At 70.4% G+C, this 12,881-nt stretch carries 11 protein-coding genes; 5 read left to right on the top strand and 6 right to left on the bottom strand.

What is annotated here, in order from left to right:
• Positions 1-2 precede the first annotated feature (2 nt).
• Complete coding sequence (locus tag QM774_RS08060; RefSeq protein ID WP_414975386.1) at positions 3-1,637, bottom strand: peptide chain release factor 3; 1,635 nt, start codon at positions 1,635-1,637, stop codon at positions 3-5.
• A 103-nt stretch (positions 1,638-1,740) separates the two neighbouring features.
• Between QM774_RS08060 and QM774_RS08055 the strand changes: the two genes are divergently transcribed.
• On the top strand, positions 1,741-1,989 hold the full coding sequence (locus QM774_RS08055) for a hypothetical protein (protein ID WP_414975385.1): 249 nt from the start codon (positions 1,741-1,743) through the stop codon (positions 1,987-1,989).
• A 22-nt stretch (positions 1,990-2,011) separates the two neighbouring features.
• Here the strand turns inward: QM774_RS08055 and QM774_RS08050 are convergent, their stop codons facing one another.
• Positions 2,012-2,413, bottom strand: coding sequence for a phosphoribosyltransferase (locus QM774_RS08050; protein WP_414976619.1), 402 nt, complete (start codon positions 2,411-2,413; stop codon positions 2,012-2,014).
• Positions 2,414-2,541: 128 nt separating this feature from the next.
• Here QM774_RS08050 and QM774_RS08045 point away from each other — a divergent pair, with 128 nt between their 5' ends.
• Complete coding sequence (locus QM774_RS08045; protein WP_414975384.1) at positions 2,542-2,856, top strand: thioredoxin family protein; 315 nt, start codon at positions 2,542-2,544, stop codon at positions 2,854-2,856.
• A 42-nt stretch (positions 2,857-2,898) separates the two neighbouring features.
• Positions 2,899-3,369, top strand: a complete 471-nt coding sequence (locus tag QM774_RS08040) for an SRPBCC family protein (protein WP_414975383.1) — start codon at positions 2,899-2,901, stop codon at positions 3,367-3,369.
• Between the two features lie 61 nt (positions 3,370-3,430).
• Here the strand turns inward: QM774_RS08040 and QM774_RS08035 are convergent, their stop codons facing one another.
• Both QM774_RS08035 and QM774_RS08030 read right to left on the bottom strand, forming a co-directional pair.
• Positions 3,431-4,507 (bottom strand): beta-ketoacyl-ACP synthase III, encoded by a 1,077-nt coding sequence (locus QM774_RS08035; protein ID WP_414976618.1) that lies wholly within the window; start codon positions 4,505-4,507, stop codon positions 3,431-3,433.
• A 107-nt stretch (positions 4,508-4,614) separates the two neighbouring features.
• Positions 4,615-5,874 carry an MFS transporter gene (locus QM774_RS08030; RefSeq protein WP_414975382.1) on the bottom strand — a complete coding sequence of 420 codons (1,260 nt, stop codon included), beginning with the start codon at positions 5,872-5,874 and terminating at the stop codon, positions 4,615-4,617.
• A 109-nt stretch (positions 5,875-5,983) separates the two neighbouring features.
• Between QM774_RS08030 and QM774_RS08025 the strand changes: the two genes are divergently transcribed.
• On the top strand, positions 5,984-6,829 hold the full coding sequence (locus QM774_RS08025; protein WP_414975381.1) for an SGNH/GDSL hydrolase family protein: 846 nt from the start codon (positions 5,984-5,986) through the stop codon (positions 6,827-6,829).
• Positions 6,826-7,674, top strand: coding sequence for an SGNH/GDSL hydrolase family protein (locus QM774_RS08020; RefSeq protein WP_414975380.1), 849 nt, complete (start codon positions 6,826-6,828; stop codon positions 7,672-7,674). The genes QM774_RS08025 and QM774_RS08020 overlap by 4 nt, the downstream gene beginning before the upstream one ends.
• On the opposite strand, the gene QM774_RS08015 is transcribed toward QM774_RS08020, so the two are convergent.
• Together QM774_RS08015 and QM774_RS08010 are read right to left on the bottom strand one after the other, a co-directional pair.
• Positions 7,664-10,216, bottom strand: a complete 2,553-nt coding sequence (locus QM774_RS08015; protein ID WP_414975379.1) for a helix-turn-helix transcriptional regulator — start codon at positions 10,214-10,216, stop codon at positions 7,664-7,666. The two genes, QM774_RS08020 and QM774_RS08015, sit on opposite strands and share 11 nt — an antisense overlap.
• A gap of 10 nt (positions 10,217-10,226) precedes the next feature.
• On the bottom strand, positions 10,227-12,869 hold the full coding sequence (locus tag QM774_RS08010) for an AAA family ATPase (protein ID WP_414975378.1): 2,643 nt from the start codon (positions 12,867-12,869) through the stop codon (positions 10,227-10,229).
• Positions 12,870-12,881 lie beyond the last annotated feature (12 nt).

Raw genomic sequence — 12,881 nt, 5'->3', positions numbered from 1 at the left:
TGTCAGTCGGCCGCCGCCACGAGCGGCTCGAGGGTGAGGGAGGCGAACTCCTTCTCGATGAACTGCAGGCGCCACTTATCGCTGAACAGGGCCAGGATGGCACCGTCGCTGCGGGTGAACACCTCCACGCCGCGCTGCCGGCCGAGTTCGTCGGCGCTGGCCTCGTCGGTGCGGCGCGCCAGGGTGTAGCCGAGCGGCTCGATGAGAGTGTCGACGTTGAACTCGGTCTTCATCCGGGCCGTCACCACCTCGAACTGCATCGGTCCGACCGCCGCGAGCACCGGGGAGGCATCGCCGCGCAGATCGTTGCGCAGCACCTGGACCACGCCCTCCGCATCCAGCTGATCGATCGCCTTGCGGAACTGCTTGTACTTGTCGGCGGTGGTGACCCGTAGTGCCGAGAAGTGTTCCGGGGCGAACGACGGGATCGGCGGGAACTGCACCTTGGGATCGATGTACAGGGTGTCGCCGGGCGCCAGCGCCATCGCGTTCACCAGACCCACCACGTCGCCCGGGTAGGCGGTGTCGACGGTGGAACGGTCCCGGCCGAACACCGCCTGCGCGTACTTGGTGGCGAACGGCTTGCCGGTCTGGGCGTGCGTCACCACCATGCCGCGTTCGAACTCGCCGGACACGATTCGCATGTAGGCCAGGCGGTCGCGGTGGCTGGAATCCATACCGGCCTGCACCTTGAAGACGACCGCGCTGAACGGATCGGTCACCTCACGCATGGTTCCGTCGACGCCCTCGCGTCCCTCCGGGCACGGTGCGAACTCGACCAGCGTCTCCAAAAGCTGCCGGACACCGAAGTTGAGCATCGCGGAGGTGAAGATCATCGGCGACGTCTGGCCGGCCAGGAACATCTCCTGGTCGTGGTCCTGGCCCATCTCGCCGAGCAGTTCGCTCTCCTCGACGGCAGCCGTCCACGCATCGCCCTCGAGCTGTGCGGCCCGGTCGGCGTCGTAGATCTCCTCGGGGGCCACCTTCGCGCCACCGGCGGTGCGCTCGAACTTGATGTACTTGCCGGTGCGGCGGTCCAGGAGACCGCGGTAGTCGCCGGCGATGCCGACCGGCACGTACAGCGGGGTGGGGATCAGGCCGATGCGTTCGGTGATCTCGTCGATCAGCTCGAGCGGGGTCTGGCCCGGCCGGTCCCACTTGTTGATGACGGTGATGACCGGGATCCCGCGGTGGCGGCACACCTGGAACAGCTTCAGCGTCTGCGGCTCCAGACCCTTCGCCGCGTCGATCAGCATGACCGCCGCGTCCACGGCCGTCAGCACGCGATAGGTGTCCTCCGAGAAGTCGGAGTGACCGGGAGTGTCGACCAGATTGACGACGTACGGTTCGTCGGCGGGCGGCAGTTCCCCGTCCAGACCGGTCGGCATGTAGTTGAACTGCAGGGCCGTGGAACTCACCGAGATGCCGCGCGCCTTCTCCATCTCCATCCAGTCCGAGACGGTGGAGCGGCGGCCGCCCTTGCCGTGGACGGCGCCGGCCTCGCTGATCATGCGGGCATGCAACGCGAGGGCCTCGGTCATCGTCGATTTACCGGCATCCGGATGGGAGATGATCGCGAAGGTGCGGCGACGCTTCACCTCGCGTGCGATGACGGCCGGCGACGCTTCAGAACTCACCCGTCCACGCTATCGGCCGGGCCGGTTGCCAGGCAAAACGTGCGCTCGGGCATCCTCGGATCATGACCTCGTCCGACGACTCCCGTGCAGTGCGGTCACAGTCGTGATCTCCGTTCTGCTGTCGATCACCTTCGCCTGCGGTCTGTTCATCGCCGCCGCGCATGTGGTGAACCGGCGATTCATCGCGCCCGTCTACGACGTGGTCGCCAATCTCGCCGCCTTCGCGTGTGCCACCGCCGCCTCGGCTCTGCTGGAGCACTGGGTGCCGGCCGCGCTCTCGGCCGTCGCCGTCGTCTGCTGGGTGGTGCTGGCGGTCCGCACCGTCCGGCACCTGCGTCGGCGTCCACGCTGACGGCGCGCCGATCAGCCGGAGGTCAGGCCTCGGGCACCCAGGTGTCGCCGTCGCGGCGGAGGAGCGGTGTCCGCAGGGCGGCGACGACGGGCAGATCGCCGACCTCGTCGTGCCACTGCTGTCCCTGCAGCATGGCGAACGCCAGCGCCACCGGCCGCACCCCGGCGCGCTCCAGGAGTCGCAGCACGGCGCCGACGGTGCGTCCCGAACTCGCGACGTCGTCGACGAGGACCACGCGCCGTCCTTCGAGAAGGGGCAGCATGCGGGGATCGACGTACAGCCGCTTCTCCACGTCCGGGCTGGTGATCGAGGACATCGGTTCGGACAGGTCGTCGGAGTACCAGAACTTTCGGGACGTGCCGAGCGGAACCTTGCGGGTGTGGCCGAGGCGGCGGGCGACGTTCGCGGCCATGCCCAGGCCCAGGGTAGGAACGCCGGTCCTGCCAGTAGTCGTACGGGTGCAGGGCGGGCGCGGTGTTCATCGCATCCCATTGTCGCGTGCGGGCCGGTTCACCGCTCGGCGAGCGATCCGGGCCGCGTAGCGTGGCGGTCATGTCCCCGCGGCCGCTCACCAACTCGTCGATCGGGGAGGTGCTGCGCAGCGAGCGGCCTGTGCTCGTCGAGTTCTGGGCGCCGTGGTGCGGACGCTGCAGCCGGTTCGCGGCGGTGCTCGAACGGTTCGCCGCCGACCATCCGGCGCTGGACGTGCGCACCGTCAACACCGATCACGAGGACGGGCTGGTGACCACCTACGGCATCACCGCACTGCCGACCCTGCTGCTGTTCGACGGCGGGAAGGTCGTGGCGACCGTCGTGAACCCCGAGTCGCGCCGTGCGCTGGACGAGGCCGTGTCCGGCGTGCTGTGACGCCCCTTGTCCCGCTCATCGGCCGACGTTACCGTTCTCCGTATGGATCGGACCTGGTCGTTTCGGCAGTCGAGTGAGATCCCGGCCCCTGCCTCCCGTGTCTGGGGCCGAGTGGTGACACCTGACGGAATCAACGACGAGATGCGGCCGTGGATGACGATGTCCGTGCCGCACGGCGCCGGTGAAGTCACCATCGACAGCCTGGAGGTCGGCCGGCCGATCGGCCGTGCATGGCTGAGACTGTTCGGGATCCTCCCGTACGACTTCGATCACCTGACGATCGCGGAGCTCGAACCAGGCCGTCGATTCCGTGAGGAGTCGACGATGATCAGCATGCGTCGGTGGACGCATGACCGGACCGTCGAACCCGTCGCCGACGGGCGCAGTCGCGTCACTGATGTCATCACCTTCGCCCCGCGCGCCGGCCTCGTGCTGTCGGCCCCGATTCTGCGCCGGGCTCTCGCCGCGTTCTTCCGCCACCGGCATCGACGCCTCGCCGCCCACTTCGCCTGACGAGATGCGAAAAGACGGGATCATGGTCACTCGGTGACCACAATCCCGTCTTTTTCGACTGTCAGTCGTCGATGCCGGCGAGATGCTTGGCCAGCGGTCCGACCGGCTGCTCGTCGAGGCCGTCGAAGCTGGAGACCTTCGGTGCCGGCGGCAGTGTGAACACAGCACCCGCGTAGGAGAGGCCGGCGCCGAACGCCAGCATGAGGGCGGTGTCGCCCCCCTTGGCCTTGCCGGTCGCCAGCATCTCCTCCATGGCGAGCGGGATGGAGGCCGCGGACGTATTGCCCATGGTCTCGATGTCGTTGGCCATCGGAAGATCGTCGGGGAAGCCGAGGTTCTTCTTCATCAGATCGTTGATCCGGGCGTTCGCCTGGTGCGGGATGAAGACGTCGATGTCGTCCGGGCCGGCACCGGACTCGGTGAGCAGAGTGGTCAGGGCGCGGGGGAGGGTGACGGCGGCCCAGCGGAACACGCGCGGACCCTCCATGTAGATGACCATGCGGCCGACCGGATCGGTCTCCGGGTCCTTGTGCTGGTATTCGACGGCCCGCGCCATGTACGAGACGGTGTCGATGTTCTGGGCGATGGCCGAGGAGTTCTCGCCGTCCGAACCGGCGACGATCGGCGAGATGCCGTTCTCCTCGGTGGGGCCGATCACGACGGCGCCGGCGCCGTCGCCGAAGATCATGCCGGTACTGCGGTCCTCCGGATCCATGCCGACGGACATGGTCTCGGCGCCGATCACCACGGCGTAGGTCGCGCTGCCCGCACGGATCGAGTCGACGGCGGCACTGAGCGCGTAGCCGAAGCCGCCGCAGCCGGCCGAGACGTCGTAGGCGGCGATGCCGTTGAGGCCGATGTCGGAGGCGATGATCGGGGCGCCGTGCGGGGTGTTCGACGGCCAGCTGCTGCTGCCGAACACCAGCAGGTCGATCTTCTCCCGGTCGATGCCCGAGTTCTCGATGGCGCGGTCGGCGGCCTTGGTGGCGATGTAGCGCATGTCCTCGTCGCCGGTCACGAAACGACGGCTGCGGATGCCGGTGCGCTCGTAGATCCATTCGTCACTCGAGTCCATCACCTTGCACAGTTCGTCGTTGGTGACGACGCGCGCCGGGCGGTAGGCGCCGATGCCGAGCATCGACACGTTCGGATTGCCCTGGGTGGTCTTCAGCTGCGCCACGAATTCATGTCCTCCATCCGCGACCGCACCATTGCATCGCGCCGGTTGAAATAGTAGTCGGCGACCTACGGCGCCGTAAGCGTGGGCGCGGTGTGTTCCCGCGCGCGCAGGGTCAGGAGTCCGCCGACGACGGACAGAACGGCCGCCATGGCGAACAGCAGCGAGAATCCGCCGACGGCGGCGACGAGGCCGGCGCCCAGGATCGGGCCGATCAGCTGGCCGAGGGCGGCGGCGACGTTGACGACGCCGAGATCGCGGCCGTGGTCCTCCTCGTGCGGCAGCAGATCGGTGGCGAAGGCGAGGCCGACGGTGGAGAACGCGCCGTAGCCGACGCCCATCAGCGCCGCGCCGACGATCGTCATGGTGAAGGTCTGGTGCGCGCAGATCGCGACGCCCGACAGTGCCTGCACCATCGCGGCGGCGACGGTCAGCGCGCGCCGGTGACCGGTGCGGTCGGAGTAGATGCCGGAGACGATCGACGAGATGACGACGAACACGGTGTAGACGACGACCAGGACCAGCAGGTTGTCCTCGGCGGTCGACTTCTCCTGGTGCAGTCCGTACAGCAGGAAGAACAGGAACAGCGACGTGCCGAGCGCGTTGCCGATGTTCGCGACGAGGCGGCCGGTCAGCATCCAGCTGAAGTCGCGGTCCCGCAGGGACCGGAGGGCGTCGCGTTCGCTCGCGGCCTTGTGAGTCTCGCCGGGCCGCTTCGGGTCGGGAAGCAGGCAGGCGGCTCCGGTGCCGACGACGGCGATCAGGATCGCGAGGACCAGGTAGCCGACCAGGACGCTCAGCCCGAGTGTGACGATGAGGCCGACGCCGACCACGATGCCGGCGGCCTGCGAGGAGCCGACGGCCGCCGACGCGGCACCACGCTGATCGGCGGGCAGTTGGTCGGCGATGAGCGCGGTGAAGGCGGCCGAGGCGATCGCCACACCGACGGAGACGCCGATCCAGGCGGCGCCGACGAATACCGGCCGGTGGGCGAAGCCGGTGAGCACCAGGCAGATCGTGGTGAGCCAGACGCCGGCCAGGGACCAGACGCGTCGCCGGCCGCCGAGCCAGGTCGGGAAGCGGCGGCTGTCGGTGCGGTCCGACAGGGCGCCGGCGAGCGGGCCGGCGACGACGCCCACGAGTCCTCCGACTCCCAGGATCAGTCCGGACACGACCACGCCGTGCACCCAGCGGTCCCCGTCGGAGGAGACCTGGTCGTCGAGCTGCAGGGGAAGGAGCAGTTGCAGCGGAGTGAGCTGCACCATCCAGATGATCAGCCAGGCCAGAGTGAACAGGGTCATCCAGCCGCGTCCGACACGTGTTCTCATCGCGCCACCGTATCTGACAACACGTTGTGTCATCGGGTTCCGGTGTGATCCAGGTCTCCGCTAGAGTGTTCCCAGCTGAATGTGATCTGGATCAAACAAGGGAGTGAACATGAAGCGCAACACCATCATGGGGGCGGCCGCCTCCGCCCTGCTTCTCGCCGGTGCGGTGGCGACGACGACCGTCGCGCATGCCACGGGAGATCTCGGCAAGCGCGGGGCCGAATACGTCTCGCTGGGCGATTCGTTCGTCGCGAACGGGTCGTTCTTCGACGGCCGGAACCCGCAGTCCGGTTGTATGCAGGCCGCCGACAACGTGGGCCGGCTCGTCGCGAAGAAGATGCCGGGCGTGAGCTTCGCGGACTGGGCCTGCGGTGGAGCCGACACCGAGGACTTCACCAAGAACACCCCGATGGGTCCGCAGATCCATGGTCTGTCGGCCAAGACGAAGTACGTCTCCATCTCGATCGGCGGCAACGACGAATCGCTGTTCTCCGGTCTCATCCAGGACTGCGTCATCGGCGCGTTCTGCACCCCGCAGGCCGAACAGGCGGCGAACGCCAAACTCGCCCGGCTCGGCCCCAAGCTCGACGGTGCGTACGCCGCCGTCCGCAAGGCCGCACCGAACGCCAAGGTCGTGGTGCTGGAGTATCTGAAGATCATGCCGCGCAGCGCGAACGGCTGCTTCGCCGACGTCCTGATGGGCCAGCACGGCGTCGACGTCGCCAACCGGACGCAGGCCAAGCTGAACGAGACCATCGGTAAGGAGGCCGCCAAGGCGGGCTTCACCGTGGTCAACGCCCAGCAGCCCACCGGTCACGACATGTGCGCCGCCGACGGCAAGCGCTACGTGTCGTTCACCGGTGTCGGCCCGAAGGACGAGGGCATCCCGATCCATCCGACGATCGCCGGCCGCAAGTACACCGCGGCCCTGATCGCGAACGCGTTCAAGGCATGAGCAGGCTCGCCCGCTGGGCGGCTCCGGTCGCCGCACTCGCCGTGGTGGGTGTCGGAGCGGCGACCGCCCCGACCGCCCATGCGGCACCGGATCTGGGGAAACGCGGCGCACGATACGTCTCGATCGGTGACTCGTACGTGGCCGCCGGTTCGAATGTCGACAACGTGAACGTCACCCGCGGTTGCTCGCAGGCGCCGGACGACGTCGGTCACCTGGTGGCCCGGCGGATGCCGGGCACCACCTTCGCGGACTGGGCGTGCAGCGGCGCCGACACCGACGACATCGTGAAGAACACCTCGATGGGCCCGCAGGTCCACGGCCTCGGTCCGGCCACGCGGTACGTGTCGGTGTCCATCGGCGGCAACGACGAGGCGATCTTCGGTGACCTGGTCGACGACTGCCTGATCGGATCGAAGTGCACGCCGCAGGTGAAGGCGAAGACCTTCGCCAAGATCGAGCGGCTCGGCACGCGACTCGACGGCACCTACGCCGCCATCCGGTCGGCGGCGCCGAACGCGAAAGTGGTGGTCGTGGGCTACCTGCGGGTGCTGCCGAAGGATCCGCGCGGCTGCTTCATCGATGCGCTCACCGGTCGCGCGAACGTCGCGTTCGCGAACCGTGCGCAGACCGCATTGAACGACACCATCCGGGATGCGGCCGGACGTGCCGGCTTCACGGCCGTCAACATCGATCAGAAGCCGGGTCACGACATGTGCGCACCGGACGGCCGGCGGTACGTGTCGCTGACCGGATTCGGTCCCGGCGACGAGGGGACGCCGATCCATCCGACGATCACCGGTCGCCGGCACGTGGCGGGCCTGATCGCGTCGGCGTTCAAGTCCTGACCCGGCACGCGGTGCGCGCGGCGCGGTAGCGGTGTCCCTCGACCGTGCGGACCGACAGGCCGGTGATGTCGGCGATCTGCTGATTGCTGAGTCCGGCTTCGACCAGACGCACGATCTCGCGCTGGCGGGGCGTCAAGCCGTCGGCGCTGCTGGCGGCCTGAACCGCCACCGTGCGGATGCCGTGCGTCGTGGTGGTCGCCGAGGCCCGCTGGAGGGCGGACAGGGCGGCGCCCTGGCGTCCTCGTTGACGGAGCAGGAGAGTGGCCTGCGCGTCGGCGTCGGTGGCCGCTCCCACCAGCCGCGCGGCGCGTGACGCCGCGGCGGCCGTGGTCAGGGCTTCCGGGTCGCCGGCGCCGAGCGCCCGGGCGTGGGCGGCCAGGAGCGCGGCCCGGGGACACTGCGGCAGCTCGTCGGCCAGTGCGGCCAGCCGGTCGGCGGGGGCGGGGTCGCCGAGCCGGACGACGGTCTCCAGGCAGTACGCCTCCTGCGCCAGCTGTCCGCGGCTTCGGGCGAGGCCGGCCGCATCACCGGCGAGGGCGACGGCCGATTCGAGGAGTCCGAGGCCGGCCTCCCGCCAGGCGCGGATCACGCCGACTCTCGGACGGAAGAACTCGTAGGTCTCGCCACGGGCCTGGTCCAGCTGCGCGAGCATCGCATCGGCGGTCCCGGTGTCGCCGCCCTGGGCGGCCGCCTCGGCGCACGCCAGCCAGAACGGGTAGCGGACGAACTCGGGTTGCCCTGCTCGGTCCAGGCCGTCGAGAGCGGTGCGGAGGTGGGCGACGGCATCGGCCATCCGGCACTCGGCGAGCGCCGTCAGGCCGGCCAGGCCGGTGAGCCAGTGCGTCCCGGGGCCGGGCAGCCCGGGGATCCGGCGAACCATCTCGTCGAGTGCGCGGGCCGCCCCGCCGATGTCGCCGCACAGGTGACGGGCCTGGATCTCCAGGCACCCGAGCGCGACCCGCTGGTGCGGGGCCATCCGCCAGCGGTCGGCCTGCTGGTCGCCGATGGCCATCGCGTCGTCGACGAGGCCTGTCCGGCCGGTGTCACCGCCGGCGATCACCGCGCCCATCGTGAAGAACATCCGCGCCAGTTCGGTGAGGTCGCCGGCGGTGGACAGGGGCTCGAGGACCCGGCAGGCCTGCGTCGCCTCCCCGTCCGCGGCCAGAACGAAGCCGAGCGCTGCACGGCCGGAACTCGCGGAGAGTGCGCCGGACGCCGCCGACTCGTCGACGATCTCCCGGGCTCGCCGCAGATCGCCCCGGCCGGTCACCTGGTTGTAGACGCGCAGCATCGTGGCGACCTCCACGATCACCGGCTCATCGGCACTGCGGGCCGCGGCGAGCAGGGCGGCCTCCGAGTCGTCACCGTGGCCGATCTGCGCGGAGATGTAGCCCTCGGTGAGCAGCGCCGCGGTCCGGAACGGGCCGGGCCCCACCTCACGGCAGTAGCGGACGGCGAGCGGGAAGTCGAGAGTGCGGACCGCGGCGTCGGCGCCGCGGACCAGCACGTGGTCCCGGTCCGCGAAGCCGGGTTCCTCGACCGCGAGGGAGGCGAGCCCCAGTTCCACACTCAGGGTGCGCCGGCTCAGATCGACGTCGCGGAGCGCGGCGACCAGTGTGTCGCGCAGGCGCCGTCGATGAGCGATCCCGGCCGACGTCCTGCGCGCCGCAGTGATCATCGGGTGAGCCACCGCCGCGACGGGGCCGGAACCGGGGGCCGGATCGTCGACGACGATCAGCGCGGCGTCCAGCGCGGCCGTCACCGCGTCGGCGTCGGTCAGCATTTCGAGGGTCTCGACCGACAGGTCGCCGGCCTCCACCAGAGCGTCGACCACCTCGGTCGCACCCGGACCGGCGGCTCGCAGGCGGGCACCGATCCGGTCACGGAGTTCACCGGGAATCTCCGGCTCGTCGTCGAGCGTCCAGATCCCGAACCGCCGGGCCAGGGCGCCGGTGCTCAGGGCCTGCGAGATCATCGCCCGCAGATAGCCGGGAGTGCCGCGGGTGGCCAGCCACAGTCGCCCCACCGTGCCGGGATCGACGGGGCCGCCGACCGCCGCCGCGATCAGTTCGCCGGTCTCGGTGCGGTCGAGGTCGCCCAGCGTGATGGTCGTGACGTCGGGTGCGTTCAGAAGGTCGTCGAGCGGCGCGGCGGGTCGGGTCGCTCCGACGGTGAGGAGCACCGGGACCCGTGCGGTGGCCATCGCCTCCGCGACGGCCGAGACGGAGGCGTCGTCGAGAAGATCGGCGTCGTCGACGACGAGGATCCCGGCCCCGTCCAGGAGGGCGTCGGCCACGGCGTCCGGTGTCGGCGGTGAGCCGGGCCGAACCCAGCGGGCGAGCGCCCCGAACGGGAGGGGGCGGCCGGCGCCGCACGCGGACACCCAGCGCGGGTCAGGATGGTCGGCGGCCAGCTCTCGCGCGGTCCGGGTGCGGCCGGACGCCTCCGGGCCGGTCACGACCAGGGCACGACCGGGTGCGAGAGCCCGTCGTGCTGAGGCGAGTTCTCGACGCCGTCCGACCCAGGGCCAGGCCTTCGCCATGCCAGGCATCCTATTCCCGCCGATGCTGTGCGGGGAAGGGCTCGCGGCCCCGCCGGATCGGGGCGCCGAGCACCTGGGACGCCCGATAGACGTGGCCTTCGACGGTGCGGACCGACACCGAGAGACGTTCGGCGATACCCCGATTCGACACTCCGCGCCGGACGAGCGCGACGATGGTGCGCTGTCGTTCGCTGAGGCCGCTGGCCCGATCGGCCGCCCGGATCGCCGGGCTGTCCAGACCGATCGCCGCGGCCTGGGTGAGGGCGCGGTCGAGTGCATCGAATCCGGTCTGGCCGTCGCCGGTCCGGAACAGGCCGGTGGCGGCCTGCGCGGACGCGTCGGCGAACGACGCGCTGTCCCCGTTGTCGAGATATTCCTGCGACACCGCCAGCAGCAGGTGCGGGTCACCGGCCTCGAGGGCACGGGCGTGGCGGTCGACGGTGACGATCCGCGGCATCGACGGTGCGGCCGCGAGCAGACGCGCGGCGCGCTCGCCGGCGTTCGCGGCACCGAACCGCAACGCGGTCTGCAGACAGTAGGCGGCGACGCCGTACCGTTGCCGCGCCTGCGCGGCATCGGTGGCCGCCAGCAGACGCGCGACGGCCTCCTCGGGACGGCCGGCCGCGCACCAGGCCCGGCACACCTCCACCCGGGGTTCGAGGTAGCCGAAGCCGTGATTCGGGTGCTTGCTGAGGCGGGACAGCAGGCGGCGGGCAGTCCGTCCGTCGCCGCCGGCCGCGGCCGCCTCGGTGTACGCCAGGCACGCGGGATACCAGATGAACGGTGGCGCGCCGGCGTCGTCGAAGCCGTCCACGGCGTCGCGTGCCAGGTCGAGGGCCCGCCGGACCTCGCCCGTGGCCATCTCCGTGATGCTGCGGAGACCGGACAGACAGAACTGCGAGATGCCGGGGAACGGGGCCAGACGCGGAGCCAGACGCCCCACGGCGTCGCGGGTGGCGGGAACGTCGCCGGACAACGAGAGAGCCAGCACCATCGCGGCACCGAGCTGGGTCTGCTGGGAGGCCGCCATCGCGGACCCCTCCAGTTGCTCGAACGCCGCCTGGATCGAGGTCAGCAGGCCCGGGTGGTCGCCCAGCGCACTGGTCGCGGTCACCCGCCCGAGCGCCGCGATCAGTCCGGCGACCCCGTGCCGGTCGATCGGCGTCCGGTACGGCGGCCGCGGGGGATCGTCGGGCATCGCGGCCACCGACGCCGCGGCGTCACCGCTGATCGCCGTGAGGAAACCCGCCACGCTGCGTCGTGTCTCCTCACTCGTCGCCGGATCCTCGCCCAATGTCCGCAACGGTGCCGGGTCGTTCTCCACCCACAGCGAACCTCCGGTCCGCATGAGGGCGATGGTCTCGAGTGTCTCGGGGTCGCCGGTCTGTGCCGCCAACCCGTCGAGCACCTCCTCGGACGTCTTCTGATCACCGAACGCGGCGAGCGCGTAGCCGTAGATGATCCGGGCATAGGTGTGCTGTTCGCCGGCCTCGTCGACCTTGCCGGCCAGGGATGCGGCCAACGGCATGTCGAGGACGGACAGCGCCGCTTCCGCGCCGTGGACGAGAACGGAGTCCCGGTTCGCCGCGGCGGGCACACCGGTCGCCCGTGCCTCGTTGCCGGTGGAGGTACCGGCCGCCAGGACCGCCATCCGGAGGGTGTGACCGTAGTCGGACCGGATCAACGGGTCGTCGCCGACGGCCTCGACGATCTCGGTCCGGATCCGCAGGCGATCGTCGGGTGACAGTGATTCGCGATGGACCTCGCCGTACAGCGGGTGCGCGAGGCGAGTGGTCCAGCCGCCTCCCGGCACCACGGTGATCAGACCACGCGACTCGGCGGTCTCGATCGCCACTGTGCCGATCAGTCGGGTGAGCGCCGCCAGCGGCAGCGATTCGGCTTCGGCGAGGACGTCGATCAGGCGACAGAGTCCGGCGTCGCGGTTCAGCATCGACTCGACCGTGCTCCGCAGATCGTCGGACACGGTCCGGGGATCACCGCCGGTGGCGACCAGAGTCGTCAGGAACAGCGGGTTGCCGCCGGAGCGGCGCCACAGTTCGGTCGCCGACCGCTCGTCGGGGGAACGACCGCCCGCGGCGAGGAACTGGGCGACCTCGGCGCGCGTGAACCGTGCGAGCTCGATGCGTTCGACGTTGCCGAGCGCGAGGACCTCGCTCACCGCCGGACCGAGCTCCTCGCCGCTGCGGAGCGTCAGCATCAGACGCGTGGCCGATCCGCCGGCCAGCTGGTGGATGAGGAACATCGACAGGTCGTCGGCGAGATGGACGTCGTCGACCACCAGCAGGGTGGGTTGGGTGCGGTCGGTGAAAGTGGTCAGCAGTTCGGAGAACCGCTGCAGCGGATCGCTGCGCGCCGGGTCGGCCCACTTCTCGAAGATTCCGAACGGCACGTCGCGTGTCGACGGGTCGGCCTGCGTCCAGTAGGTGGCGAGCCGTCCGGCGTCGGCTTCGGCGACCTCCCGGGCCAGCCGGGTCTTGCCGATGCCGGCCGGTCCGGTCAGCACCAGCACCGGCCGATCAGGGTGGGTGAGGAGCCGCCGGATCCGCGACCGCTCGTCCTCGCGGCCGACGAAGACGGTGTGCGAGGCCGCCGGTGGTGTGTATCCGGGACCGGATTCGCCGTGGACGCGCACGGATCACCGTGC

Source organism: Gordonia sp. (in: high G+C Gram-positive bacteria) (assembly GCF_047600565.1).
Taxonomy (GTDB): Bacteria; Actinomycetota; Actinomycetes; order Mycobacteriales; family Mycobacteriaceae; genus Gordonia.
This window is presented reverse-complemented; position numbering and strand designations above follow the sequence as displayed.

Bases quoted from the DNA above. Each gene is read 5' to 3' on its own strand.
- QM774_RS08045 (WP_414975384.1), top strand. From the start codon at position 2,542: ATGTCCCCGCGGCCGCTCACCAACTCGTCGATCGGGGAGGTGCTGCGC.
- QM774_RS08040 (WP_414975383.1), top strand. From the start codon at position 2,899: ATGGATCGGACCTGGTCGTTTCGGCAGTCGAGTGAGATCCCGGCCCCT.
- QM774_RS08035 (WP_414976618.1), bottom strand. From the start codon at position 4,507: ATGCTCGGCATCGGCGCCTACCGCCCGGCGCGCGTCGTCACCAACGAC.
- QM774_RS08030 (WP_414975382.1), bottom strand. From the start codon at position 5,874: ATGAGAACACGTGTCGGACGCGGCTGGATGACCCTGTTCACTCTGGCC.
- QM774_RS08025 (WP_414975381.1), top strand. From the start codon at position 5,984: ATGAAGCGCAACACCATCATGGGGGCGGCCGCCTCCGCCCTGCTTCTC.
- QM774_RS08020 (WP_414975380.1), top strand. From the start codon at position 6,826: ATGAGCAGGCTCGCCCGCTGGGCGGCTCCGGTCGCCGCACTCGCCGTG.
- QM774_RS08015 (WP_414975379.1), bottom strand. From the start codon at position 10,216: ATGGCGAAGGCCTGGCCCTGGGTCGGACGGCGTCGAGAACTCGCCTCA.